We start from the raw sequence: 24,535 nt of genomic DNA, 5'->3' as shown, positions 1-24,535 counted from the left end.
CTGTGGTGACGCCATCCTATGCCCGGCGGGGCGGCGAGAGGGCGCACCACCGCCCCCTCCGCCCAAATCAAGCTGCCGAGTTTCGCGGCGCCGCGGCAGATCATGCCGCGCCGATCGCCGCCGCGACCGCCTTGCCGCATTGTTCGGTCGAGGCGGGACCCTTCAGGTCGCGGGTGCGGCCGCTCTCGCTCGCTAGCACCGTCTCGATCGCGGTCACGATCGAGGCGGCCGCCGCCGTCTCGCCGAGATGGTCCAGCATCATCGCCGCGCACCAGATCTGGCCGACCGGATTGGCGATCCCCTGCCCCGCGATATCGGGGGCCGAGCCATGCACCGGCTCGAACAGCGAGGGGACGCTGCGGTCCGGGTTGATGTTGCCGCACGGCGCGATGCCGATGGTGCCGGTACAGGCGGGTCCCAGGTCGGACAGGATGTCGCCGAACAGGTTGGAGGCGACGACCACGTCGAAGCGATCCGGGTTCATCACGAACTGCGCGGCCAGGATGTCGATATGATATTTGTCGGTCCGCACGTCCGGATATTTCGCCGCCATCTCGGTGACGCGGCTGTCCCACCAGGGCATGGTGATGGCGATGCCGTTGGACTTGGTGGCCGAGGTCAGGTGGCGCGCGGGCCGCTTCTGCGCCAGGTCGAAGGCATAGCGCAGGATGCGGTCGGTGCCGGTGCGGGTCATGATGGTTTCCTGCAACACCACCTCGCGCTCGGTGCCGGGAAAGGCGGTGCCGCCGATCGCGGAATATTCGCCTTCGGTATTCTCGCGCACGATCATCATGTCGATATCGCCGGGTTGCCGCCCCGCCAGCGGGCAGGGCACGCCCGGCATCAGCCGCGCGGGCCGCAGATTGACATATTGGTCATATTCGCGCCGGAACTGGATCAGCGAATCCCACAGCGAGATATGATCGGGCACCGTATCGGGCCAGCCGACCGCGCCGAAGAAGATCGCATCGACATCGCCGATCCGCGCCTTCCAATCCTCGGGCATCATCCGGCCGTGGCGGACATAATAGTCGCAGCAGGCGAAATCATGCCACTCCTGCGCGATGGTGAAGCCGAAGGTCGAGGCCGCCGCCTCCAGCGCGCGGACGCCCTCGGGTACGACTTCCTTGCCGATCCCGTCGCCGGGGATCACCGCGATCCGATAGTTGGTCACAGGCCCTGTAGTCCTCCCCAGTGGAACGCCTTGGTTTCCAGATATTCCTCGATCCCCTCGCGCCCGCCTTCGCGGCCGAGCCCGGAGGCCTTGATCCCACCGAACGGCGCCATCTCCATCGCCAGCGCGCCGGTGTTCAGTCCGACCATGCCGAACTCCAGCGCCTCGCCCACCCGCCAGGCGCGGTGCAGGTCGTTGGTGTAGAAATAGCTGGCGAGCCCGAACGGCGTGGCATTGGCGAGCGCGACGGCTTCCGCCTCATCCTGGAAACGGAAGACCGGCGCGACCGGCCCGAACGTCTCTTCGGAGGCCAGTCGCATGTCGGGCGTCGCACCGGTCAGCACGACCGGCCGGGCGAAGCGCGCATCCTCGGTGACGCCCTCGGGCGCGGCGGCGATACGGGCACCCTTGGCCAGCGCGTCGGCGACATGTTCGGCCACCTTGGTCGTCGCGGCGGGGTTGATCAGCGGGCCGACGGTCACGCCTTCCTGCCGCCCGTCCCCGACCCGCAAGGCGCGCACCGCCTCGCCGAGCGTTTCGACGAAGCGGTCGTGGATACCAGCTTGCACGAACAACCGGTTGGCGCAGACACAGGTCTGGCCGGCATTGCGGAACTTGGAGGCCATGGCGCCGGCCACCGCCGCATCGACATCGGCATCGTCGAACACGATGAAGGGCGCATTGCCGCCCAGCTCCAGGCTCAACCGCTTCAGCGTGTCGGCCGACTGACGCATCAGCAGCGCGCCGACGCGGGTCGATCCGGTGAAGGAGAGCTTGCGCACCACCGGCGAGGCGGTCAGCGCCGCGCCGATCGCCTGGGGCAGGCCGGTGACGATGTTGACGACACCCGCCGGGATCCCGGCCAGCTCGGCCAGCTTGCCGAGCGCCAGCGCGCTATAGGGGGTCAGCTCGGACGGCTTGATGACCACGGTGCATCCGGCGGCAAGCGCAGGCGCGACCTTGCGGGTGATCATCGCGGCGGGGAAATTCCACGGCGTGATCGCGGCGCATATCCCGACCGGCTCGCGGGTCGCGAGGATGCGGCGGTCGGTGGTCGGCGCGGGGATCATATGCCCGGCGACGCGCCGCCCTTCGCCCGCGAACCATTTCACGAACGACGCGGCATAGGCGATTTCGCCCTTCGCCTCGGCCAGCGGCTTGCCTTGCTCGGCGGTCATGATCGCGGCGAGCGTCTCGGCATGGTCGAGGATCAGCCGGTGCCACGCCTCCAGCAGGGTCGCGCGATCGTCGGCGGTGCGGCGGCGCCACCCGGGCAGCGCGTCGGCGGCGGCGGCGATCGCCGCCTCGGTATCGGCCGTGCCCGCCGCCGGGATGGTGCCGATCACGTGGCCGGTGGCCGGGTCGGTCACGTCCAGCGTCGCGCCGTCCCCGGCCGCGCGCCATTCGCCGCCGATCAGCATCGCCTCGACCAGCAGCCCGCTCTCGCGCAGATCCTGTCCCATCAGCACAGCGCCTGGCTGACGATGGCGAAGGACTGGCCGGGCGCGGTGGCGGGCGGCTCCGCCCCGCGCACCATCGTCACGACCCGGCCGACCCGGACCAGCCCCAGCTCCTCCAGCCAGGGGCCGAGACCGCAATCGCCATGGATGTCCAGCCGGATGAACTCGCCGCTGCGCGACCCGATCCACTGGGCGATCAGCGCCTTGGCACGCGTCGCATCGGGGGCGATCACGGGCCCCACGACATAGCCGCGCCCGAACCGGCGGAACAGCGCCGCGCCCGTCACCGCTTCGCCCCGGGTCAGCACCACGCCATGCGCCCGTTCGCGCAGCAAGGCCATCACCGGCGGCCGGTCGAGCCCGCTCGCGGCGCGGACCAGCGCATCGACGACCTCACCGTCGCGCTCGCCCATCGGCCGGATCCGCTCGCCCGCGTCCAGCGGCACCAGCGGCGCCTGGAAGGCCGCGCCCTGGTGCTGCAGGATCTCGCCGATGCCGCGAAAGCCCAGCTTGCGATAGAGCGGCAGTCCATCCTCGGTCGCGTTCAGCATGATCGCCGCATCGGGGCCCAGCGCCGCCGCGATCTGGTCGAGCACCGCATCCATGATGATCCGGCCCAGCCCCGCGCCCCGATGCCGTCGCGACACGATGACCATGCCCAAGGTCGCGGTGGCGGGGCCCGCGCGCCACCACATGGTCGTGCCGACGATCTCGCCGCCCAACTCGGCCACGGTGCCGGTGCCGACCGCCAGCATGTCCACCAGATCCTCGGCCCGGTGCGGCCATTGCTCGCCCTTGGCGAGCGCGTACAGGCTGGCCACATCCTGCGGCGTCATCGCGCGGAGCCGCATCGTGCGATGCTCGGGCGGAGCGGGGGGCGTGTCGGCGCTTGTCGGCATGGTTGGCTGTTCCATCGAAATCCTCTCCGTCCCTTTTATCCCTGTGACGGCGCAGGAGGTGCCGCAGCGCCCAGTCCGGCGGGGCATATCGCGTGCGATTTGGGGGTTGTGGCGGAATATCCTGCCGCGTCCCGGTATGCGCCCTGCCCCGCCCCTCTCGGCAGTGCGTCTTTTGCCATCCTACAAGGCTTGCGCGCACGGTATGCTGTGCGGTCGCGCGGGGACGGATCGGCACATATGACCGGTCGATGACATAAACAAAGTGATACGATGCCGACGCGGCGTAGCACACTATGCTGCGACAAGACGGCGTGGCGCCGGGGGGAAGCGAAACCGCACGATGAAGCTCGAATCCTATTGGCTGGATAGCGGCGAACGCTTTGCGCAGGACGGCCCGATGCCGCTGCCCGCGCGCGCTTCGGTCGTCGTCGTGGGGGGCGGCTTCACGGGCCTGGCCGCCGCCCGCGCCCTGGCGATGGCGGGCATTCAGGTCGTGGTGATCGAGGCGACCCAGGTCGCGGGCGAGGCGTCGGGGCGCAACGGCGGCCAGTGCAACAACGGCATCGCTGGCGACTTCGCCGCGCTCGGCGCGCGGTTCGGGCGCGAGCGGGCGACCGCGATCTATCGCGCCTTCGATGCGGGCGTGGACCGGGTCGAGGCGATCGTCGCCGAGGACGCCATCGACTGCGACTTCACCCGCAACGGCAAGCTGAAGCTGGCCGACAAGCCCGACCATGTCGCCAAGCTCGCCCGCGCCGCCGAATTGCTGTCCCAGACGGTGGAGCCGGACATCCGCCTGCTCGGTCGTGAGGAACTGGCCGGGGAAATCCGGTCGGAGGCGTTCCATGGCGGACTGGTCTTTCCGCGCAGCGCCTCGCTGCATATGGGCCGCTTCGCCGCCGGGCTGGCGCGCGCGGCGGTGCGGCATGGCGCGCGCATCCATGAGGATACGCCGCTGACCGGCCTGGGCCGTGCGCCAGGCGGGCGGCACAGGCTGGTCACGCCGCGCGGCACGATCGTCGCCGACCATGTCCTGCTGGCGACCGGCGCGTCGATGGCGGGACCGTTCCGCTGGCTGCGGCGGCGGATCGTGCCGATCGGCAGCTTCATCGTCGCTACCGAGCCGCTCGGCGATCTGGCCCGCCAGATCATGCCGGGGCGGCGCAACGGGACGACGACGCGCAACATCGGCAATTACTTCCGCCTGACCGCCGATGACCGGCTGATCTTCGGCGGGCGCGCCCGCTTCGCGCTCTCCAGCCCGCGCAACGATGTGCGCAGCGGCGCGGTCCTGGAGGCACGGATGCGCGAGGTCTTCCCGGCGCTGGCGGGTGTCCGCATCGCGCATAACTGGGGCGGGATCGTCGACCTGACCGCCGACCGCCTGCCCCGCGCCGGCATCCGCGAGGGCGTGCATTATGCGATGGGCTATAGCGGCCACGGCACCCAGATCTCCGTACTGATGGGCGAGGCGATGGCGCGGATCATCGCCGGCGCGGACGAAGCGGAGGAAAACCCCTTCCACGGCATCGACTGGCCCGCCGTGCCGGGGCATTTTGGGCCGCCCTGGTTCCTGCCGCTGGTCGGCGCCTATTACCGCTATCAGGACTGGCGGCATTGATCGGGCGGCGCGACGCGATCCGGCTGATCGGCGGTGGCGGCCTGTCGCTGGGCTTGGGCGCATGTGGCTTCTCGCCCGCGCGGCCCGAACCGGCTGGCGGGCGGTTGCGCGTCGCGGTCGCGGCCAGCTCGACCGCCGACACGATGGACCCGGCGCGCCAGACGGTGGTGTCCGACTTCTGCCGCTGCGCGATGGTCTATGACGGGCTGACCCGGCTCGACGCCCGGTCCCGCCCCCAACTGGCGCTGGCCGAGGCGATCGAGACCGAGGATGCGCGCGACTGGTCGATCCGGCTGCGACGCGGGGTCCGCTTCCATGACGGATCGCCGCTGACCCCGGCCGATGTCGTCTATTCGCTCGGCCGCCATCTCGACCCCGCCGTGGGATCGAAGGCGCGCATCTTCGCCGAGCAGTTCGCCAGCATCCGCGCCGACGGGCCCGACCATGTCCGCATCGTCCTGAAGAGCCCCAATGCCGACCTGCCGGTGATCCTGGGCATCGCGCAATTCCAGATCGTCCGCGACGGCGCGCGCGACTTCCGCGCGCCGATCGGCACCGGACCGATGCGCATGGTCGAATTCGCCCCCGGCGTCCGGTCGATCGCGGTGCGCTGGCCCGATTACTGGCGGCGCCAGGTCCGGCTGGGCGAGGTCGAGCTGTTCGCCATTTCCGACGACAGCGCCCGGATCAACGCGCTGCTGTCGGGCGATGTCGACCTGATCCACGCGATCAACCCGCGCATCGCGCGCCATTTGGTCGGCGCGGGCTTCGACCTGCTGGTGACGGAATCGGGCGGCTATACCAACCTGATCGCGCGACTGGACCAGGCGCCGACGCGCAACCCGGATTTCGTCGCGGGGCTCAAGCTGCTGCTCGACCGGGAGACGATGCGCAGCGCGATCTTCCGCGGCTATGCGACCATCGCCAACGACCAGCCGATTGCGCCGACCAACCCCTATTTCGACCCAACTGTGCCACAGCGTACCTTCGACCCCGACCGCGCCCGGCATCATTTCGCCCGCGCCGGGATGATCGGCGCGCGCCTGCCGCTCGTCACCTCCAGCGCGGCGGACAAGTCGGACGACATGGCGGTGCTGATCCAGAATGCGGGGCAGCGCGCGGGCGTGCAGTTCGACATCCGCCGCGTGCCGTCCGACGGGTACTGGACCAATAGCTGGATGAAGGTGCCGCTGGGCTTCGGCAACATCAATCCGCGCCCGACCGCCGACATCGTCTTCACCCAGTTCTTCGCCTCCGACGCGCCGTGGAACGAGAGCGGGTGGAAGAATCACCGCTTCGACAGCCTGCTGGTCGAAGCGCGCGGCGAGACCGACGAGGCGCGGCGCAGGTCGCTGTACGGCGAGATGCAGCATCTGGTCCACGACCATTCGGGGATCGGCATCCCGCTGTTCCTCAGCCTGCTCGATGCGCACAGTCCGAGGGTGAAGGGGTTGCGGCCGATGCCGCAGGGGGGATTGATGGGGTTCGACTTCGCCGCCGACGCCTGGCTGGAGGGCGCATGATCCGCTCCCCCCTCCTCCTGCTGATCGGCCGCCGGGTCGGCGCCGCGCTGGTGACACTGGTCTTCGTCTCGGTCGCGGTCTTCGCCATCGCGCAACTGATGGAGGGCGACGTGGCCGAGGCGATATTGGGCCAGAGCGCGACGCCCGAGGCGGTGGCGGGCCTGCGCGCCGCGATGCATCTCGATCAGCCCGCCTGGCGGCGCTATGGGGAATGGGCGGCCGGCGTACTGACCGGCGATCTGGGCCATTCGCTGATCACCGGCCTGCCGATGCGCGAGATGATCGCGGCGCGCCTCGCCAATTCGCTGACGCTGGCCGGGCTGACCGCGCTGGTGTCGGTGCCGCTGGCGCTGGCGCTGGGCATCGTCGCGGCGGTCCGGCGCGGCACCGCCTTCGACCGGGCGATCAGCATCGCGACGATCGGCATCGTGTCGGTGCCCGAGTTCCTGATCGCGACGCTGGCGGTCATGATCTTCGCGGTGACCTTGCGCTGGCTGCCCGCCCTGTCCTCGACCCGCGACATCCATTCTGGCTGGGATCTGGTCCGGGTCTTCGCGCTGCCGGTGTTCAGCCTGGCGTGTTTCGTCATGGCGCAGATGGTGCGGATGACGCGCGCGGCGGTGATCGACGCGCTCGACACCTCCTATTGCGAGGCGGCGCGGCTGAAGGGCTGTTCGCCCGCGCGCGTGGTGCTGCGCCATGCCCTGCCCAATGCCATCGGGCCGATCGCCAATGCGATCGCGCTCAGCCTGTCGACCTTGCTGGGGGGCGTCATCGTGGTCGAGATCATCTTCAACTATCCGGGCGTCGCGCGGCTGATGGTCGACGCGGTCGCCACCCGCGACCTGCCGCTGGTGCAGGCGGTCGCGATCCTCTTCTGCACCGCCTATCTGATCCTGGTCACGACCGCCGATCTGGTCGCGATCCTCTCCAACCCCAGGCTGCGGCACCGGTGAGGGCGATGACGACCAGCGGCCGGATCGGCCTGGGCCTCGTCGTGACGTGGATGCTCGTCGCACTGCTCGGCCCCAGCGTCGCGCCGCACGGCGTGGGGGATGTCGTCGATCTCGACGTGTTCGATCCCGTCAGCCTGCGCTTCCCGCTGGGCACCGACTATCTGGGCCGCGACATGCTCAGCCGGGTGCTTTACGGCGCGCGCCATACCGTCCTGATCGCCTTCGTCGCGACCGGCATCGCGGCGGTGTCGGGCATATTGCTCGGCCTGGCGGCGGCGGCGGGCGGGTGGATCGACATCGGCCTGTCGCGGCTGTTCGACATCGTCATCGCCATCCCCAGCCTGATGCTGGCGCTGGTGGTGATCGCGGCGACCGGCGCGTCGGTGCCCGTGCTGATCGGCACATTGGCGCTGATCTACACCCCCGGCGCGTTCCGCACCGCGCGGGCGCTGGCGCTGGGGGTGATGGCGCTGGACTTCGTCGCCGCCGCGCGGGCGCGGGGCGAGCGCCTGCCCTATATCGTGGTGCGCGAGGTGCTGCCCAACGTCACCGAGCCGCTCGCCGCCGATTTCGGCCTGCGCTTCGTCTTCGTCGTCCTGCTGCTCAGCGGCCTGTCCTTCCTCGGCCTGGGCGTCCAGCCGCCCGAGGCGGATCTGGGCGCGCTGGTCCGCGAGAATATCGCCGGGCTCGGCTTCGGCGCGCCCGCCGTGCTGTTCCCCGCGCTGGCGATCGCCTCCCTCACGATCGGAATGAACCTGGTGATCGACTCCCTTCCCGGACGGCGGCGGCGATGACCGGCACGCCGCTCGTCCGTATCGAGCATCTGCGCATCACCGCCACGGGCGAGGACGGGCGCGAGATCGTGATCGTGCCCGATATCAGCCTGTCGGTCGCCAAGGGCGAGGTGCTGGCCCTGATCGGCGAGTCTGGGTCGGGCAAGACGACCATCGCGCTGTCGCTGCTCGGCTATGCGCGTCCCGGCTGCCGGATCGCGGGCGGCACGATCGAGGTGGCGGGCCAGCGGCTGGACGGCGCGAGCCCCGAACAACTGCGCGGCATCCGCGGCCGCACCGTCGCCTATGTCGCGCAGAGCGCCGCCGCCGCCTTCAACCCCGCGCTCACCATCATGGCGCAGGTGATCGAGCCCGCGCTGATCCACGACACGCTCGACCGCGCCGCCGCCGAGGCCAAGGCCAAGGACCTGTTCCGCCGCCTCGCGCTGCCCGATCCGGAGGGAGTCGGCGCGCGCTATCCGCACCAGGTGTCGGGCGGGCAGCTCCAGCGGCTGATGGCGGCGATGGCGCTGATCACCGATCCGGCGCTGGTCATCTTCGACGAGCCGACCACCGCGCTCGACGTCACCACCCAGATCGAGGTGCTGAAGGCGTTCAAGGACGCGGTGCGCGACCTCGGCACCACCGCCGTCTATGTCACCCACGACCTGTCGGTCGTCGCGCAGATCGCCGACCGCATCGCCGTCCTGCGCGGCGGCGCGGTGCAGGAACTGGGTACGACCGAGCAGATCTTGTTCGCGCCCGCGCACGGCTACTCCAAGGCGCTGGTCGCCGCCGCCGCCCCCCGCACACCTGCCATCGCGCCGCCGAGCGAGGACGCGCCGCTGCTCGACCTGTGGGGGATCGTCGCGGGCTATGGCGGGACGGGCACGGACGGCATGCCCCGGACCAGGATCCTGGACGGCATCGACATCTCGATCCGGCGCGGCCAGGTGCTGGGCGTGATCGGCGAGTCGGGTTGCGGCAAGAGCACGCTCGCCCGCGTCGCGGCGGGACTGCACGCACCGACGGCGGGCCGCATCCTGCTGAACGGCCGGCCGCTCGCCTCGCTGGTCCGCCGCCGCTCGCGCGAGGAACTGCGGCGGGTGCAGATGGTATTCCAAAGCGCCGACACCGCGCTCAACCCGGCGGTCAGCATCGGCGCGGCCATCGCCCGGCCGCTCGCTTTCTATCACGGGATGGATCGGCGCTCGGCCCGGGCGGAGGTGGCGCGGCTGCTCGACCTCGTCCGCCTGCCCGCATCGCTCGCCGACCGGCTGCCCGGCGAATTGTCGGGCGGGCAGAAGCAGCGCGCCAACCTCGCACGGGCGCTGGCGGCGCGGCCCGACCTGCTGCTGTGCGACGAGGTGACGTCGGCGCTCGACCCGGTGGTGGCCGAGGCGGTGCTCGACCTGCTGATCGAGCTGCGCCGCGAACTGGGCCTGGCCTATATGTTCATCACCCATGACCTGGAGATCGTGCGCGCGATCGCCGACGACGTTCTGGTCCTCTATGCTGGGCGGGTCGCCGAGCAGGTGACGCGCGACGGCCTCGGCGATGGGCCGCACCATCCCTATACGCGGCTGCTGACCGCCTCGGTGCCCGAATTGCGGCCCGGCTGGCTGGAGGAGACGCCCGCGCGCCAGGCGGGCACGGCGGGCGCGCGCATGTCGGCCACGGGTTGCAGCTTCCACCCGCGCTGCGTCCGCGCCCTGCCCTCCTGCGCCGAGACGATGCCGCCGCGCTTGCTGGCGGAGGACCGGCAGATCTTCTGCCACCGGTCGCTGGAACTGCTCTGATCGGGGCGATGCCGGTCGCGGCATCGCCCCGAGGGGAGGATCAGGCGACCACCGGCCGCCAGATCGCATAGACCTTCTTCACATTCTCCTGGCTGTCCCAGGAGCACATCGCGCCATGTTCGAGCAGGAAGATGTCGCCCTTGCCGAAGGTCCGGCTCGCCCCCGTCTCGTCCCGGAACGTGACGCTGCCGTTCAGCAGGTGCATCAGCTCGTGGTGGCGATAGCGCATCGCGGTGCGGTGATAGGGCGTGGAATCCCAGGTGCCGCAGATGACCACCCCGTCGCTCGACAGATAGTCGGTATGGTTGCGGCAGGACGGCGTCGGCCCGACCAGCAGCTCGGCGAGCGGCGGGTTGGACGGGGTCAGCGCGGCGCTCTCATCGATGAGCACGATCCGGTCGGCGGCGGGCTTTTCGATGGCATAGCGCATCGCCAGCGCACGGGTGCCGGGCGCGGCCTGCCAGTCGAAGGCGACGCCGCTGGGGATCACCGCGCAGGCATCCGTTTCCAGCATCACCTCGCCCAGCCGCAGCGAGCCCGCCAGCACGATCACAAACTCGTCGCCGGGCAATCCTGCATCCGACCCCGCCGCGCCGTCGAGCGCCAGCAACTCGACGCTGCAAGGCCCCTCGGCGAGCGGCAGCGATACGCGCGCGCTGCGATAGTCGCCGGTGGCGGGCGCCTCCACCGACGCGGCGAAGGCGCGCAGGTCGATGAACGAGCGGACCTCGGCCATGACGCTCACAGCCCCACCAGCCCGGGCAGACCCGCGATGCTGGGGATCTCATGCACCTGATAATAGCTGTTCAGCGGCTCATGGCCGCGATTGACGAACGCCTTGTTGGTGATGCCCATGTCATGGGCGGTCATCAGGTCGTAGCGGAAGCTGGACGAGACGTGCAGCACGTCCTCCGGCCCGCAACCGAGCCGGTCGAGCATATATTCGAACGCCTGCATCCGGGGCTTGTACGCCTGCGCCTCCTCGGCGGTGTAGACCGCGTGGAACGGCGCCTGGAGGTTGGCGACGCTGGCGGGGATCAGGTCGATCATCGAGTTGGACAGGATGACCAGCGGATATTCCGCCGCCACGCGCGTCAGCGGCGCGACGACGTCCGGGTGCGGGCCCCAGGTCGGGACGGCGGCATAGACCTCCGCCGTGTCGCTGTCACGATACTCGATGCCCCATTTGGCGCAGGTCCGGCGCAGCGATCCCTCGACCACGTCGCGATAGGGCTTCCACGCGCCGAGCACCTCGTCCAGGCGATAGGCGGAGAAATCGGCGCAGAACCGGTCCATGTCCGCCGCCGCGATCCGGTCGGCGTAGAGACGCCGCGCCACCGGCGCCATCTCGAAATAGATCAGCGTGCCATAACAATCGAAGGTGATGTATTTCGGACGAAGCACGGTCGGCCCCCTTGCTGCTGTGAGTATGTCGGTGCCGATGGTAGCGGCGGCGGCGCGGCAGAATTGCTGATTTCCCCCGCGCCGGCGTGGCGTTCGGCATGCGCTTCCCCATGCCGCAGCATAATATGCCGCACTCTTCCTTGCCAGACACGGGTCGAAGCGCTTCAACACGGGGGAAATCGCTGGCCGTGGCGGCCGGACGGCATCGGGAATGCCGTTTGCCCCCCCGTTTTCGGGAGCGTCTGCTGACCGGCTGCCACTAGACTGGGCGCAAGTGAAAAGTGACAGGTGACCATGACGAACGACAGGGCGGGACTTTTCTATATCGACGGCGACTGGTGCGAACCGGTGGCGGCCGCGCCCGCCATTCCCGTCATCGACCCCGCGACCGAGACGCCGATCGGCGCCGTCGCGGCAGGGTCTGCCGCCGATATCGACCGGGCGGTAGCCGCCGCCAATCGTGCTTTTCCTACCTTCGCCGACAGTCCGGTGGCGGAGCGAATCGCGCTGCTCGGCCGGATCGCCGCGCTGCTGGAGGAACGGACCGAGGATTTCGCCCGGGCCATCGCGAGCGAGATGGGCGCCGCCATCGGCTTTGCCCGCGCCGCGCAAGTTCCCTTCGCCATCGCCCATGTCCGCGCGCAGATGGAGGTGCTGGCGGATTACCGGTTCGAGCGGCAGGAACCGGGCTTCACCCTGTGCAAGGAGGCGATCGGGGTCTGCGCGCTGATCACCCCGTGGAACTGGCCGCTATACCAGATCACCGCCAAGGTCGCCCCCGCCCTCGCCGCCGGATGCCCGGTGCTGCTGAAGCCCAGCGAATTGTCGCCCTATAGCGCCTTGCTGTTCGCGCAGGTCATGCATGATGCGGGGACTCCGGCGGGGGTGTTCAACCTGGTCGGCGGCACCGGAGAGGTGGTCGGCGCGGCGCTGGCGGCACATCCGGACATCGCGATGATCTCGATCACCGGCTCGACCCGCGCGGGCGTGCTGGTCGCGCAAGGAGCGGCGGTCAGCGTGAAGCGCGTCGTGCAGGAACTGGGCGGCAAGTCGCCCAATATCCTGCTCCCCGATGCCGACTTCGCACAGGCCGTGCCGCGCGGGGTGATGGCGGGGATGCGCAATGTCGGCCAGTCGTGCAGCGCCCCCACCCGGATGCTGGTCCCCGCCGACCGGCTGGTCGAGGTCGAGGCGCTCGCGGCCAGCGCCGCTGCCGAGTGGCGGGTCGGTCCGCCGAGCGACGAGGCGACGACCATGGGCCCCATCGCCAATGCCGCGCAGTACGCCCGCGTACAGGACATGATCGCGGCGGGCCAGGCGGAGGGCGCGCGGCTGATCGCCGGAGGCCCCGGCCGCCCGGCCGGACTCGATCGCGGCTTCTACGTCCGACCGACCATTTTCTCGGGCGTCACCCGGACGATGCGGATCGCGCGCGAGGAGATTTTCGGGCCGGTGCTGTGCATCATGCCCTATGCCGATGAGGACGAGGCGGTGGCGATCGCCAACGACACCGTCTACGGCCTGGGCGCGCATGTCCAGTCGGGCGATCCCAAGCGCGCGAAAGCCGTGGCCCGGCGCATCCGGTCGGGACAGGTCCATGTCAACTATCCCGCCTGGACCGCGCACGCGCCGTTCGGCGGCTACAAGCAATCGGGCAACGGCCGCGAATATGGGGTCCATGGTTTCGAGGAATATCTCGAGACCAAGGCGATCCTGGCCTGAGCCCCGGAGGGAGACCAAGATGATGCAAGCCGACACACTCGCCCAACCGGCGATGTCGCCCGCCTCCGAGACGCTGGCGACCGTCGAGACGCCGTGCCTGGTGCTCGACGCCGACCGGATGGACCGCAACATCGCCCGGCTGAAGGCGCATCTGGCGCCGATGGGCGTGGCGCTCCGTCCGCATCTGAAGACCGGCAAGTCGGTCGAGGTCGCGGCACGGCTGATGACCGGGCCGCAGGGACCCGCCACCGTCTCCACCCTGCGCGAGGCCGAGCAGTTCGCGGCGGCGGGCGTGCGCGACATGATCTACGCGGTCGGCATCGCGCCGGACAAGCTGCCCCGTGTGCTGAGCTTGCGCGCGCGCGGCGTCGACCTGGCGGTCATCCTCGACACGCTCGAACAGGCCCGGGCGGTGGCGGCGGCCGCGCGCGCGGCGAGCACCGCCATCCCCGCGCTGATCGAGATCGACTGCGACGGCCATCGCTCCGGCGTGTTGCCGGGCGACACCGGACAGTTGCTCGCCATCGGCCGGGCGCTGGCGGACGGGGCCGAGCTGCGCGGCGTACTCACCCATGCGGGCGGCAGCTATGCCGCGCGCACCCCCGACGAGCTGCGCCGCTGTGCCGAGGTCGAACGGGAAAGCGTGGTCGATGCCGCCGCGACGCTGCGCGCCGCCGGCCTGGCCTGTCCGGTGGTCAGCGTCGGATCGACCCCGACCGCGCATTTCGCCACCGACCTGACCGGCGTGACCGAGGTACGCGCGGGCGTCTTCGTCTTTTTCGACCTGGTGATGCACGGCATCGGCGTCTGCGCGATCGACGACATCGCGCTGTCGGTGCTGGGCACGGTCATCGGCTTCCAGCGCGAAAAGGGCTGGATCCTGATCGATGCGGGCTGGATGGCCATGTCGCGCGACCGTGGCACCGCCAGGCAGCCGGTCGACCAGGGCTATGGCATCGTCTGCGATATGGACGGCACGCCCTATCCCGACCTGATCCTGGCCGACGCCAATCAGGAACATGGCATCATCACCGTGCGGCCGGGTTCGGGCGGCACCCTGCCCCCGCTCGCGATCGGCGACCGGGTGCGCGTCCTGCCCAACCATGCCTGTTCGACCGGGGCGCAGCATCCCGCCTATCACGTCGTCCATGGCAGCGATCCGATGATCGCCGCGACCTGGCCCCGTTTCGGAGGATGGTAATGACCGACACCACGCTTACCCCCGTGCTGACCCATGATGCGCCGATCCCGGCGGGCCATTATTCGCAAGCCGTGCGCGCCGGGGATCATCTCTACATTTCGGGCCAGTTGCCGATCCGGGCGGACGGCGCGCCGCTCGACGACATGGGCTTCGAGGCGCAGGCGGCGCAGGCCATCGACAATATGCTGGCGATCCTGGCGGCGGCGGGCGGCACGCCCGACCGGCTGGCGCGCGTCACCGCCTATATCGTCGGGGTCGAGAACTGGCCGCGCTTTAACGCCGTCTACGCCGCCCGGCTGGGCGACGCGCGACCGGCGCGCACGGTCGTGCCGGTGCCGGAGCTCCATTACGGCTATCTGGTCGAGATCGACGCCATCGCGCTGCTGGCGCGCGACTGAATTCCAAGGTTCGGGGGAGTCCTTCATCATGGCGAGCATCACGACGGCGGGCATCGGCAGCGCTCCATCCCCGGCCCGGGCGGCCGGCGCCACGGCGCGGGCGGGGGCGCGGCTGGTCAGCATCGACGCGCTGCGCGGCTTCGTCATGGTGCTGATGCTGCTCGACCATATCCGCGAGACGTTCCTGCTCTGGGTACCGATCGGTGACCCGGTCGACGCGCTGACCGTCGCGCCCGACTCCTTCTTCAGCCGGATGACCAGCACCCTATGCGCGCCGATCTTCGTCGCGCTGACCGGGTTGGGCGCCTATCTCTACGGCCGGAAGCATAGCCGGGCGGAGACCAGCGCCTTCCTGCTCAAGCGCGGCGCGTTCCTGGTCCTGCTGGAGTTGACCGTAGTCAACTTCGTCTGGCGCGCCGAAATCCCGCCGACCATCCTCTATCTCCAGGTCATCTGGGCGATCGGGTTGAGCATGATCGTCCTGTCGCTGGTCATCCGCCTGCCCCATGCCGCCGTCGCCGCGATCGGCATCGTCATCGTCGCCGGGCATAATCTGCTGGGGCCGATCACCATTCCCGAAGGCCGGCCGTTCCACCTGATCTGGACCGTGCTGCACGATCGCGGGACACTCATCTTCGGCGGTTTCCCGGTGCGCGTCAGCTACCCGCTGCTGCCCTGGATCGGCGTGATCTGCCTGGGCTGGGCGATCGGGCCGTGGTTCGTCGCCGACGACGCGGCGGCCCGGCGGCGGCGGCTGGTGCGGACCGGTGTGGCGATGCTGATCGGCTTCGTCGTGCTACGCGCGCTCAACATCTACGGCGATACGCCCTGGTTCGTCGTGCCCGGCTCGTCCGTCCGCACGGTCATGAGCTTCCTGGCGCTGACCAAATATCCGCCCTCGCTGCTGTTCGTGCTCGCGACCCTGGGCACCGGGCTGCTGCTGCTGGCGCTGTTCGACCGGGTGGACGACACGCGGGCGATCGGCTGGCTGGCGGTGCTAGGCAGCGCGCCGATGTTCTTCTACCTCTTCCACCTCTATGTCCTGCGCGCGCTCTATCTGGGCGCGGTCGCGATCTGGGGCACCAACCACGACAGCGTGTTCGGCTTTCCGTCGCTCCAGTGGATCTGGCTGATGTGGATGGCGATGATCGTGCCGCTCTATTTTCCGACACGCTGGTTCTCGGAGCTGAAGAAGCGCCGCAAGGATATCGGCTGGCTCAAATATTTCTGAGCGCCGCCCCTCTTCATACCGCTGGAGCCCCGGAATGCCCGCACCGCTGACCGCTATCGATTCGAGCCCCGCTTTGCCCGCCAGCGCCGATGTCGTCGTGATCGGCGGCGGCATCGTCGGCAGCTTCACTGCTTATTACCTGGCGAAACGTGGGCTGAAGGTCGCGCTGGTCGAAAAGGGTCGCGTGGGCGCGGAACAGTCGAGCCGCAACTGGGGCTGGTGCCGCCAGCAGAACCGCGACGCGCGCGAGCTGCCGATGGCGACCAAGGCGCTCGACCTGTGGGAGCAATTCGCCATCGACACCGGCGAGGCGACCGGGTTCAGCCGCTGTGGCCTGCTCTATCTCAGCGACAATGAGGCGGAGATCGAAGGCTGGGCGCGCTGGCGCGATTTCGCGCGGACGGCGGGGGTCACGACGCACATGCTGTCGGCGACCGAGGCGAGCGAGCGTGGCCGGTTCAGCAACAAGGGGTGGAAGGGCGGCGTCTTCTCCCCCACCGACGGCACCGCCGACCCGTCGCGCGCCGCGCCCGCCGCCGCCCGCGCGCTGATGGCGCTGGGCGGCACGGTGCATCAGCATTGCGCGGTGCGCGGGCTGGAGACGGAGGGCGGCCGCCTGTCCGCCGTGGTGACCGAGCATGGCACGATCCGCACCCGCATCGCGGTGCTGTCGGCGGGCGCCTGGGCCTCGTCCTTCTGCCATCAATATGGCATCCGCTTCCCGCAGGCGACGATCCGCCAGACGGTGATGGCGGTGGGGCCGGGTGAGGACATCTTCCCGGCGGCGATGCACAGCGACTATATCTCGATGACCCGGCGCGGCGACGGCGGCTATACCCTGTCGATCAGCGGCAGCGGCAAGGTCGATCCCACGCCGCAGTTCCTGCGCTTCTCGACCCAGTTCGTGCCGATGTTCCTGCGCCGCTGGCGCAAGCTGTCCCCCGGCGGGCTGGAAGGCGTGCGCTCGGGCCATGAGCGGGTCGCCCGCTGGCGGCTCGACCGTCCGACGCCGATGGAACGGATGCGCATCCTCGATCCCACGCCCGATGCCGCGACCGTCAAGCGCACCCATGCCCGCGCGCTGGAGCTGATGCCGCGCCTGTCGGAACGGGCCGTGACCGGCGCCTGGGCGGGTTATGTCGACAGCACCCCCGATGGCGTGCCCGGGATCGGCGAGGTGGAGCAACTGCCCGGCCTGGTGCTGGCCGCAGGATTCAGCGGCCACGGTTTCGGCATCGGGCCGGGCGCAGGCCATCTGATCGCCGATATCATCAGCGGCGCGTCGCCGATCGTCGATCCCAAGCCTTATCACCCCAACCGCTTCGCCAGTTCCGCCTGGGGCAAAGTCGCGGATTTCTAGGGCCGATCGACATTCAGATATGCCCTTCTTTTCCCTCGCCCCTCCTTGAGGGGAGAGGGTTGCGCAGACTTAGACTTTGCGCAGCAAAGGCTTAGTCGGAGCTGGGTGAGGGGTGTTGCGCTCGCGCAGTCGAGCGCGCGAGCCTGCGGCTCGCTCAACCCCTCACCCAAGCTGCGCTAGCCAGCAGGCTGGCAAGCTCCGCTAACCCTCTCCCCTATCCAGGGGAGAGGGAAAGAAGGAGTGGCATGAATGTCGATTGGCCCTAGCGCGGGATGACATGGAATCGACCCGAACCTAGCCGCTCCCCTGAAGGGGGGGATGGCTCAACCCGATGTCCTCCCGCTCCAACTGGCCTATAGGCCGGCTTGGTCGATCATCTGTGCGATCTCACTCGGCAGGGCCGTTTCCGATTTCGGCAACAGTCGATGAAGCGCCGTCTGCACGCGTTTGCGGGCCACCTGATACGCCTTGTGACGGATGACCCGCATCGCGTTCGTCCGCCAGGACGGGCTCTCGCCGAGCCGTGCCTCCCACTTGGCCTCCTCCGCCTCGAGGATCGACAGCGCCAGGCGCAATCCATCGCGTCGTCCGCGTGCATATTCGTCGGAAACCGGGGAAGTCTTCATCTTGAGGCGAGATTGGCCCGCCCTACCGTCTCTGACAAGGCAAATCCCCGGTGCGGCTCAATTGCCCTCGGCGTCGACCATGACGACCACCGGCCTGCCACGCGACATCGGCTCCCACCCGGCCGATATCGCCGAGCGCACGCAGCGCGCTATCGTCGCATCGTCGAGCTGAAGCCGACCGCGCGGCAATCCTTTCAACAGCCGCTTGGGCGGCGGAAATTCGACCAGGGCTTCGCGCTTGGCGTCCTGCTGGAGGAGCGAGATCGTCATGCCCTTCCACCCCTCGTCATCCGACTCATGGGGTTCGCTGTGCAGGTGCCAATCATAGGCCACGCCGTCGACAGTGACGGTTCCGGCGTTCGTTCGGGATTTCGACATGGCCGGGCCTCTAGCATAGCAAATGGGCGAAGGCATAAATTCGGGTATCGCCCGTAATAATTCTATGGCCCGGATGCGCTTCGGGTTCGTTAGGAAAAAACCCTGAGCAGGAGAGAATGGCGTGCTGTTTCACACGATGGTCGGATCGAACGACATTGAACGATCGAAGCGCTTCTACGACACGGTGCTCGGCACCCTCGGCGTGGGCGAGGCGACGCGCAACATCGCCGACAGCGGCCATACGCGGCTCATCTACAATAATGGCAACGGGACCAACTTCATCGTCAGCCAGCCGATCAACGACGAACCGGCAACCGTCGCGAACGGCGGCACCGTCGCCTTCGCCTGCAACTCGCCGGAGCAGGTGAAGCAGTTTCACGATGTCGCGGTCGCCAATGGCGGCACGTCGATCGAAGCACCGCCCGGACCGCGCCACACGGCATCGATGGGCACGATCGAACTCGCTTATTTCCGCGATCCCGACGGCAATAAGCTCTGCGGGATCCACTTCCCCGAGTAATCCGGCGAACCCGTGCTGCCCGTCCCCGTCGGCGATGGGCAGCGCCTGGCCGATCCGGTGCGACGAGGATCACGCGTGAGGGTCGGCGGATATTGGCCCGATGCGCGGCGTCGGACGTTGGTCAGCGCATGAAGATGATCCGCTTTCCCGACGGTACGACCGTCCCCGCGCTGGGCCAAGGCACCTGGATGATGGCGGAAGACCCCGCCCGCCGATCGGATGAGATCGCCGCCCTTCGCGAAGGGCTCTCGCTCGGCCTGACCCTGATCGACACGGCCGAGATGTATGCCGATGGCGAGTCCGAACGTCTCGTCGGCGAGGCGATCGCGGGCGTGCGCGACGATGTGTTCCTGGTCAGCAAGGCCTATCCCCAGAATGCCTCGCGCGACCGGCTGCCCCGGGCCTGCGAAGCGAGCCTCCAACGGCTCGGCACCGACCGGATCGACCTGTACCTGCTGCACTGGCGTGGACGTGTGCCGCTGGCCGAGACGGTCGAGGCGATGGAACGACTGGTCGCGGCGGGCAAGATCCTGCGCTGGGGCGTCAGCAACCTCGACACCGACGACATGGCGGAACTGGTCGCGAGCGGCGGCGAGGGCTGCCAGACCGATCAGATCCTCTATAACCTCACCCGGCGCGGCCCCGAATATGATCTGATCCCCTGGCTAGCGCAGCATCGCATGCCGGTCATGGCCTATAGCCCGGTCGAGCAAGGCCGCTTGGTGGCCCATCCCGGCCTCGCCGACATGGCTGCGGAACGCGACGCCACGCCCGCGCAACTCGCCCTCGCCTGGCTGCTGGCGCGGGACGGCATCCTTCCCATCCCCAAGGCCGGATCGGTCGCCCATGTGCGTGACAATCGTGCCGCTTTGGACCTCACCCTGTCCGAAGCCGAGCTACGACGCCTCGACGGTCTGTTTCCGCCGCCACGAGGTCCCGAGCCGCTTGCGATGCTCTAGCCACGGATGAAGTCGAGGAACGCGCGCAGCGGCGGCGAAAGCCGGTCCTTGAACAGGTGCGCTTCGTCGGTGGCTTACCTGCCAGAGGATGCCTTGGCCGAACTCTACGTGATCGGTCGGTGATCAGGCAGGCCTGTTGGCGAGCACCGCGTCGAGCAGGCCGGGAAAGCGCTGATCGAATTCCTCGCGGCGCAGCGTGTTGATCATCTCGCGCCCGGCCTGCGTCGTCTCGATCAGCCCCGCCGCACGCAGCAGCTTCAAATGGTTGGACAATGTGCTCTTCGGAATGGACTCGCACGGCGCGGCGTCGGTGCAGCGCAGCCGCTCGGTCGCGGCGAGCCGCGCCACCATGGCCAGCCGATTGGGATCGGCCAACGCGTGCAACGCCAGATCGAGCGGAACGTCCTCCAGCCGGGGATGGGTGAAGCGGGGCATGCAAACAAATATAGGGCACCGCAGTGAATTTAATAGTTCGGGATTATTGAACCATTAAAGCGTCTCCCCATCTTCCGCCTGCCGACAGCGCACGAAGCCGTGATCGCGGGCCAGATTTGGAGAATGCACATGTCCATTCAGGGAAAGACAGCGCTCGTCACCGGCGGATCGCGCGGCATCGGCTCGGCCATCGCCAAGCGACTGGCGGCCGAGGGCGCGGCGGTGGCGATCACCTATGCCGGTAACAAGGCGGCAGCGGATGCCACCGTGGCGGTGATCGAGAGCGCGGGCGGCACCGCCTTCGCCTTCCAAGCCAATGCCGCCGATCCGGCCTCGCAGCGAGCGGGCGTCGAACAGGCCGCCGCTGCCCTGGGCGGGATCGACATCCTCGTCCACAATGCCGGAGTGGCCGAATTCTCGACCGTCACCGAGGATACCGACGAGACCTATGACCGCCAGTTCGGCGTCAATGTGAAAGGCCTGCACGTCGGCACCCGCGCCGCCCTGCCGCATCTTCGCGACGGCGGGCGGATCATCCTGATCGGCAGCATCTCGGGCGAAATGGCCTTCCCCGCGACCACGGTCTACAGCGCGACGAAGGCGGCCGTCGCGGCGCTCGCACGCGGCTGGGCCAAGGACCTCGCCTCGCGCAACATCCTGGTCAACACCGTGCAGCCGGGACCGATCGACACCGACATGAACCCCGCCGACAGCGACTTCGCAGGGCAGGTGCTGCAAGCCATCCCGCTCGGCCGCTACGGCAAAGTCGAGGAAATCGCAGGCGCGGTGGCGTTCCTGGCCGGACCGGATGCGAGCTACATCACCGGCACCACGCTCAACATCGATGGCGGTGCGACGGCGTAAGGCCAGTGATCGTCGCCCTTTCCTTGATGGAAGGGGCCGCCGAAGCTTGGGCGAGTATGACGCGGACGTTTGTCCCCGACATTGGCCCATCCCCCGCACTTGCTGGTTGTTGAGCCCCCGAAACAGGACGGGCGCCGTTGTCCTCACGACGGCGCCCGTAGAACCCTGCCCAAACCCCCTCGCCCGTGCCTATGGGGACACGGACGGCGAGCGCATCGTTTAGAACCGACATCGCATGCAACAGCCGGAGTGCGTTCCATCTTCAATCTCGTCTTTGCCATACCGGCGCTGATCGTCCTGGCACGCTGGCTGTCACCGTTGCCGCTGCCCCTTTGGGCGGAGATACCTGCCGGGTTCCTGATGATCGCGGCCTCGCAGTTCCACCTGTGGAGCCGCCTCTCCTCAGGCTCGGTATTCGCGCCCGAGTTCCCGCGGCTGGTCGTGATCCTGTTCAACTGGGCATTCGGCGCGCTGCTCCTGCTGGCCGTGTTCCAACTGGCCCTCGACCTGGGTGCGCTGCTGACCATGCTCGTTCGTCGGGAGGTGATCCGGGAACCGGCCCTTCTGCGATATGCCATCGCCGGGCTGGCGGCGGTGCTGGCCGGGATCGGGGTCGCCAGTGCGCTGCGCGTTCCGCCCATCAAGGACGTGACGGTGGCGATCCGCGACCTGCCGCCGTCCTTCGACGGCTACCAGATCGTTCAGCTTACCGACCTTCATATCAGCCGCCTCTTCACGCCCCAATGGGCGCAAGCGGTCGTCGAGCGCGCCAACGCGTCCGGTGCCGACGTGATCGTGGTGACCGGCGACTTCATCGACGGGTCGGTCGAGATGCGGCGGGATGACGTGGCGCCATTGCGGCAGTTGCGTGCGCCGGACGGGGTCTATGCCATTCCGGGCAATCACGAATATTTCTTCGATTACGGCGCGTGGATGCGGCACCTGTCGAGCATGGGCTTCCGCATGCTGACCAATGCGCATGCCGTGATCCCGCGCGGCGGTGACCGACTGGTGGTCGCGGGGGTCACCGACCTGTCGGCGCCCAGCGTCGGCGAAGCCGGACCCGACCTTACCCTCGCACTCCGAGGGGCACCCGCCGACGCGCCGATCATCCTGCTCGATCATCAGCCCCGCAAGGCGCGCGATGCCGCCGCGCGTGGGGTGGCGCTTCAGCTGTCGGGGCATACGCATGGCGGCATGATCCGTGGGCTCGATCGGCTTGTCGCGCGAGGCAATGCCGGGTTCGTGTCGGGACAATATGCGGTCGGCGGCATGACACTCTACGTCAGCAACGGCACCGGTTTGTGGCCGGGCTTCGCCCTCCGGCTGGGCGTACCGTCCGAGATCACACGGTTCACATTGCGGCCGATGCCATAGGGCAAATATCACCCCGACCCGCTTTTGCGGGCCGGATCGGTGATTTTTGAGCAGACGCACAAATCAGTCCGGCCGGACCGATTGCGGCGATGCACCGCATCTTGGTCAAGGAGCCCCCCGCTCCAAATCGCTCCGTCCGACCGTGCCGGCCGACATCTCGATCGCCACACGTCATGGGCAGTGCGTCGAATATCGCATAGGGTAATGTGGGTTTCGGGGATCTGTACGTCTAATGGCTATGGGAACGGGTCAGACACAGCCGCAGGCCATGCCCGGCAACCTGCTGGAGCTATCCAACCGGCTTCGCCCGGCGCTGATCGCATTCTTCCAGCGACGCATGCGGGATGCGTCGCTCGCCGAGGATCTGACGCAGGATCTGTTCTGCCGCCTCGCCTCGGGGCCGCAGCATGTCGTGGACAATCCCGAAGCCTATATCTTTCGTATCGCGGCCAATCTGGTCAACGATCATTATCGCCGCGAAAGCGTCCGCACTCGCTATCACCATGGTGAAATGCTGTCCGATGGCGACATCGACCGGCTGGACGCGGCGCGCACACTGGAGGCACGGGAAAGCGTCGGCCACGTCGCGCGGATTCTGAACGGCCTCCCAGAACGGACACGGCACATTTTCATACTCTACCGTTTGGAAGGCATGCAGCGCAAAGCCATCGCCGACGTCTTCGGCATCTCCGTCAGCGCCGTCGAAAAGCATATCGCCACCGCCATGCGAGCCCTGCTCCGCGATCTGGGAGGCGTGCAATGACGCCGGACCCCTGGAAATCGATCGACGATCAGGCGATCGCCTGGTGCATGCGGCTCCACGACGCACCGCTGAGCCCCGAGGATCAGCGGAAATTCTCCGCCTGGCTGGCCGCCGATCCCGCGCATGGCGAGCGGCTGGCACGCGCGCGCGGGCTATGGGGCGGGTTCGATGATTACGCGGATACGCCCGAACTGCTGACGTTGCGCGGGGAGGCGCTGGGGGCGGTGCAACAGGCGGGTGCACGACGCTGGACGGTCCGGCCTATTCCCAAGGCGGGATGGCTGGCGATCGCCGCCGCCGTGCTGCTGGCCATCGGCCTGGTCGCCATGCTGCGCGCGCCCTCTCGATATTATGAGACCGGCGTCGGCGAACGGCGAACCGTGATCCTGGCCGATGGCTCGACGATGACGCTCGACGCGGACACGGGCGTTCGCGTTCGCTTCACGGATGACCGACGCGAGCTGACGCTGGATCATGGTCGCGCGAGTTTCAAAGTCGCCAAGAACCCGTTGCGGCCATTTGCCGTGACCAGCGGCACGAGCATGGTGGTGGCCGTCGGGACGGCCTTCTCGGTCGAGCAGTTGACCACCGAGGTACGGGTCGCGCTGTATGAAGGACGCGTCGCCGTCCTGCGGAACGCGGCCAACGGCCCGGCTCCGCAATTCGCCACGGTGCACGGCACGCGGGAGAGCGCCGAACAGGCGCTGACGCCGGGACAAGAACTGATCGTGTCGACGGACAAGCCGCTCGCAACCCTGCGCGCCGCCGCAGTCAGCGATCGGCTGGAGGGGGGACAATTGTCCTTTACCGACGAACCGCTGCTGATCGCGGTGGAGCGGGTCAACCGATACAATATCGGCAAGCCCATCGTCGTCACTCCCGACGCATCGAGCATCCGGATCAGCGGCGTCTTCAACGCGGGGGATATCGACGCCTTCCTGCAAGGCGTGGTCGCCGCCTTCCCGATTCAGGCCGTTCCTTCGCACGGATCGATCCTGCTCTCACGGCGTAGCGGACAGAACGCTACCAATTCGATGCCACGCAATCCCCCCTCCACGACATGATTGAATTTTTTAGGAGCCTTACTGAGCA

Annotated in this window: 24 protein-coding genes; 16 read left to right on the top strand and 8 right to left on the bottom strand. The window is 68.5% G+C overall.

Annotated elements, in window-relative coordinates; translation table 11 throughout:
- Positions 1-100: 100 nt before the first annotated feature.
- The 3 genes from OXQ33_RS02825 to OXQ33_RS02815 are packed head-to-tail and all read right to left on the bottom strand — an operon-like array spanning position 101 to position 3,548.
- Entirely contained in the window at positions 101-1,174 is a 1,074-nt protein-coding gene (locus OXQ33_RS02825; protein WP_267433170.1) for a tartrate dehydrogenase, read from the bottom strand.
- Positions 1,171-2,595 carry an NAD-dependent succinate-semialdehyde dehydrogenase gene (locus OXQ33_RS02820; protein WP_267433278.1) on the bottom strand — a complete coding sequence of 475 codons (1,425 nt, stop codon included), beginning with the start codon at positions 2,593-2,595 and terminating at the stop codon, positions 1,171-1,173. The genes OXQ33_RS02825 and OXQ33_RS02820 overlap by 4 nt, the downstream gene beginning before the upstream one ends.
- A 41-nt stretch (positions 2,596-2,636) precedes the next feature.
- Positions 2,637-3,548, bottom strand: coding sequence for a GNAT family N-acetyltransferase (locus tag OXQ33_RS02815; RefSeq protein WP_267433169.1), 912 nt, complete (start codon positions 3,546-3,548; stop codon positions 2,637-2,639).
- A 325-nt stretch (positions 3,549-3,873) separates the two neighbouring features.
- On the opposite strand from OXQ33_RS02815, the gene OXQ33_RS02810 reads away from it, so the two are divergent.
- The 5 genes from OXQ33_RS02810 to OXQ33_RS02790 are packed head-to-tail and all read left to right on the top strand — an operon-like array spanning position 3,874 to position 10,205.
- Positions 3,874-5,154 carry an FAD-binding oxidoreductase gene (locus OXQ33_RS02810; protein WP_267433168.1) on the top strand — a complete coding sequence of 427 codons (1,281 nt, stop codon included), beginning with the start codon at positions 3,874-3,876 and terminating at the stop codon, positions 5,152-5,154.
- Complete coding sequence (locus OXQ33_RS02805; RefSeq protein ID WP_267433167.1) at positions 5,151-6,677, top strand: ABC transporter substrate-binding protein; 1,527 nt, start codon at positions 5,151-5,153, stop codon at positions 6,675-6,677. Before OXQ33_RS02810 ends, OXQ33_RS02805 begins: the two co-directional genes overlap by 4 nt.
- On the top strand, positions 6,674-7,633 hold the full coding sequence (locus OXQ33_RS02800) for an ABC transporter permease (protein WP_267433166.1): 960 nt from the start codon (positions 6,674-6,676) through the stop codon (positions 7,631-7,633). The genes OXQ33_RS02805 and OXQ33_RS02800 overlap by 4 nt, the downstream gene beginning before the upstream one ends.
- 5 nt (positions 7,634-7,638) lie before the next feature.
- Positions 7,639-8,427, top strand: coding sequence for an ABC transporter permease (locus OXQ33_RS02795; RefSeq protein ID WP_267433165.1), 789 nt, complete (start codon positions 7,639-7,641; stop codon positions 8,425-8,427).
- Entirely contained in the window at positions 8,424-10,205 is a 1,782-nt protein-coding gene (locus OXQ33_RS02790) for an ABC transporter ATP-binding protein (protein ID WP_267433164.1), read from the top strand. The genes OXQ33_RS02795 and OXQ33_RS02790 overlap by 4 nt, the downstream gene beginning before the upstream one ends.
- Before the next feature lie 40 nt (positions 10,206-10,245).
- Here the strand turns inward: OXQ33_RS02790 and OXQ33_RS02785 are convergent, their stop codons facing one another.
- A complete protein-coding gene (locus tag OXQ33_RS02785) occupies positions 10,246-10,941 on the bottom strand; it encodes a cupin domain-containing protein (protein ID WP_267433163.1) in 696 nt (231 codons plus the stop codon).
- Positions 10,942-10,946: 5 nt separating this feature from the next.
- A complete protein-coding gene (locus OXQ33_RS02780; RefSeq protein ID WP_267433162.1) occupies positions 10,947-11,609 on the bottom strand; it encodes a haloacid dehalogenase type II in 663 nt (220 codons plus the stop codon).
- 294 nt (positions 11,610-11,903) lie between these two features.
- On the opposite strand from OXQ33_RS02780, the gene OXQ33_RS02775 reads away from it, so the two are divergent.
- From OXQ33_RS02775 to OXQ33_RS02755, 5 genes are read left to right on the top strand one after another with little or no spacing between them, the layout of a single operon-like run.
- Positions 11,904-13,331, top strand: a complete 1,428-nt coding sequence (locus OXQ33_RS02775; RefSeq protein WP_267433161.1) for an aldehyde dehydrogenase family protein — start codon at positions 11,904-11,906, stop codon at positions 13,329-13,331.
- A 22-nt stretch (positions 13,332-13,353) separates the two neighbouring features.
- Entirely contained in the window at positions 13,354-14,532 is a 1,179-nt protein-coding gene (locus OXQ33_RS02770) for a DSD1 family PLP-dependent enzyme (RefSeq protein WP_267433277.1), read from the top strand.
- Positions 14,532-14,930, top strand: a complete 399-nt coding sequence (locus OXQ33_RS02765; protein WP_267433160.1) for a RidA family protein — start codon at positions 14,532-14,534, stop codon at positions 14,928-14,930. Before OXQ33_RS02770 ends, OXQ33_RS02765 begins: the two co-directional genes overlap by 1 nt.
- Before the next feature lie 28 nt (positions 14,931-14,958).
- Positions 14,959-16,161 (top strand): heparan-alpha-glucosaminide N-acetyltransferase domain-containing protein, encoded by a 1,203-nt coding sequence (locus OXQ33_RS02760; protein WP_267433159.1) that lies wholly within the window; start codon positions 14,959-14,961, stop codon positions 16,159-16,161.
- Between the two features lie 34 nt (positions 16,162-16,195).
- Positions 16,196-17,521, top strand: a complete 1,326-nt coding sequence (locus tag OXQ33_RS02755; RefSeq protein WP_267433158.1) for an FAD-binding oxidoreductase — start codon at positions 16,196-16,198, stop codon at positions 17,519-17,521.
- A 353-nt stretch (positions 17,522-17,874) separates the two neighbouring features.
- Here the strand turns inward: OXQ33_RS02755 and OXQ33_RS02750 are convergent, their stop codons facing one another.
- The gene (locus tag OXQ33_RS02750) at positions 17,875-18,147 is read right to left on the bottom strand and encodes a hypothetical protein (RefSeq protein WP_267433157.1); all 273 of its coding nucleotides are present in this window, start codon (positions 18,145-18,147) and stop codon (positions 17,875-17,877) included.
- A gap of 57 nt (positions 18,148-18,204) precedes the next feature.
- Complete coding sequence (locus OXQ33_RS02745) at positions 18,205-18,525, bottom strand: hypothetical protein (protein WP_267433156.1); 321 nt, start codon at positions 18,523-18,525, stop codon at positions 18,205-18,207.
- A gap of 121 nt (positions 18,526-18,646) precedes the next feature.
- Between OXQ33_RS02745 and OXQ33_RS02740 the strand changes: the two genes are divergently transcribed.
- A complete protein-coding gene (locus OXQ33_RS02740) occupies positions 18,647-19,045 on the top strand; it encodes a VOC family protein (RefSeq protein WP_267433155.1) in 399 nt (132 codons plus the stop codon).
- 128 nt (positions 19,046-19,173) lie between these two features.
- The gene (locus OXQ33_RS02735) at positions 19,174-20,004 is read left to right on the top strand and encodes an aldo/keto reductase (protein WP_267433154.1); all 831 of its coding nucleotides are present in this window, start codon (positions 19,174-19,176) and stop codon (positions 20,002-20,004) included.
- Positions 20,005-20,127: 123 nt separating this feature from the next.
- On the opposite strand, the gene OXQ33_RS02730 is transcribed toward OXQ33_RS02735, so the two are convergent.
- On the bottom strand, positions 20,128-20,439 hold the full coding sequence (locus OXQ33_RS02730; protein ID WP_267433152.1) for a metalloregulator ArsR/SmtB family transcription factor: 312 nt from the start codon (positions 20,437-20,439) through the stop codon (positions 20,128-20,130).
- Positions 20,440-20,568: 129 nt separating this feature from the next.
- Here OXQ33_RS02730 and OXQ33_RS02725 point away from each other — a divergent pair, with 129 nt between their 5' ends.
- The 4 genes from OXQ33_RS02725 (at position 20,569) to OXQ33_RS02710 (ending at position 24,507) form a co-directional block, all read left to right on the top strand.
- Positions 20,569-21,303, top strand: a complete 735-nt coding sequence (locus OXQ33_RS02725; RefSeq protein WP_267433150.1) for a 3-oxoacyl-ACP reductase family protein — start codon at positions 20,569-20,571, stop codon at positions 21,301-21,303.
- Positions 21,304-21,552: 249 nt separating this feature from the next.
- On the top strand, positions 21,553-22,680 hold the full coding sequence (locus tag OXQ33_RS02720; RefSeq protein WP_267433148.1) for a metallophosphoesterase: 1,128 nt from the start codon (positions 21,553-21,555) through the stop codon (positions 22,678-22,680).
- A 268-nt stretch (positions 22,681-22,948) separates the two neighbouring features.
- Positions 22,949-23,443 (top strand): sigma-70 family RNA polymerase sigma factor, encoded by a 495-nt coding sequence (locus OXQ33_RS02715; protein WP_267433147.1) that lies wholly within the window; start codon positions 22,949-22,951, stop codon positions 23,441-23,443.
- A complete protein-coding gene (locus tag OXQ33_RS02710) occupies positions 23,440-24,507 on the top strand; it encodes a FecR domain-containing protein (protein WP_267433146.1) in 1,068 nt (355 codons plus the stop codon). Before OXQ33_RS02715 ends, OXQ33_RS02710 begins: the two co-directional genes overlap by 4 nt.
- Positions 24,508-24,535 lie beyond the last annotated feature (28 nt).

The organism is Sphingomonas sp. GM_Shp_1, from assembly GCF_026540895.1.
Classification (GTDB): Bacteria; Pseudomonadota; Alphaproteobacteria; order Sphingomonadales; family Sphingomonadaceae; genus Sphingomonas.
This window is presented reverse-complemented; position numbering and strand designations above follow the sequence as displayed.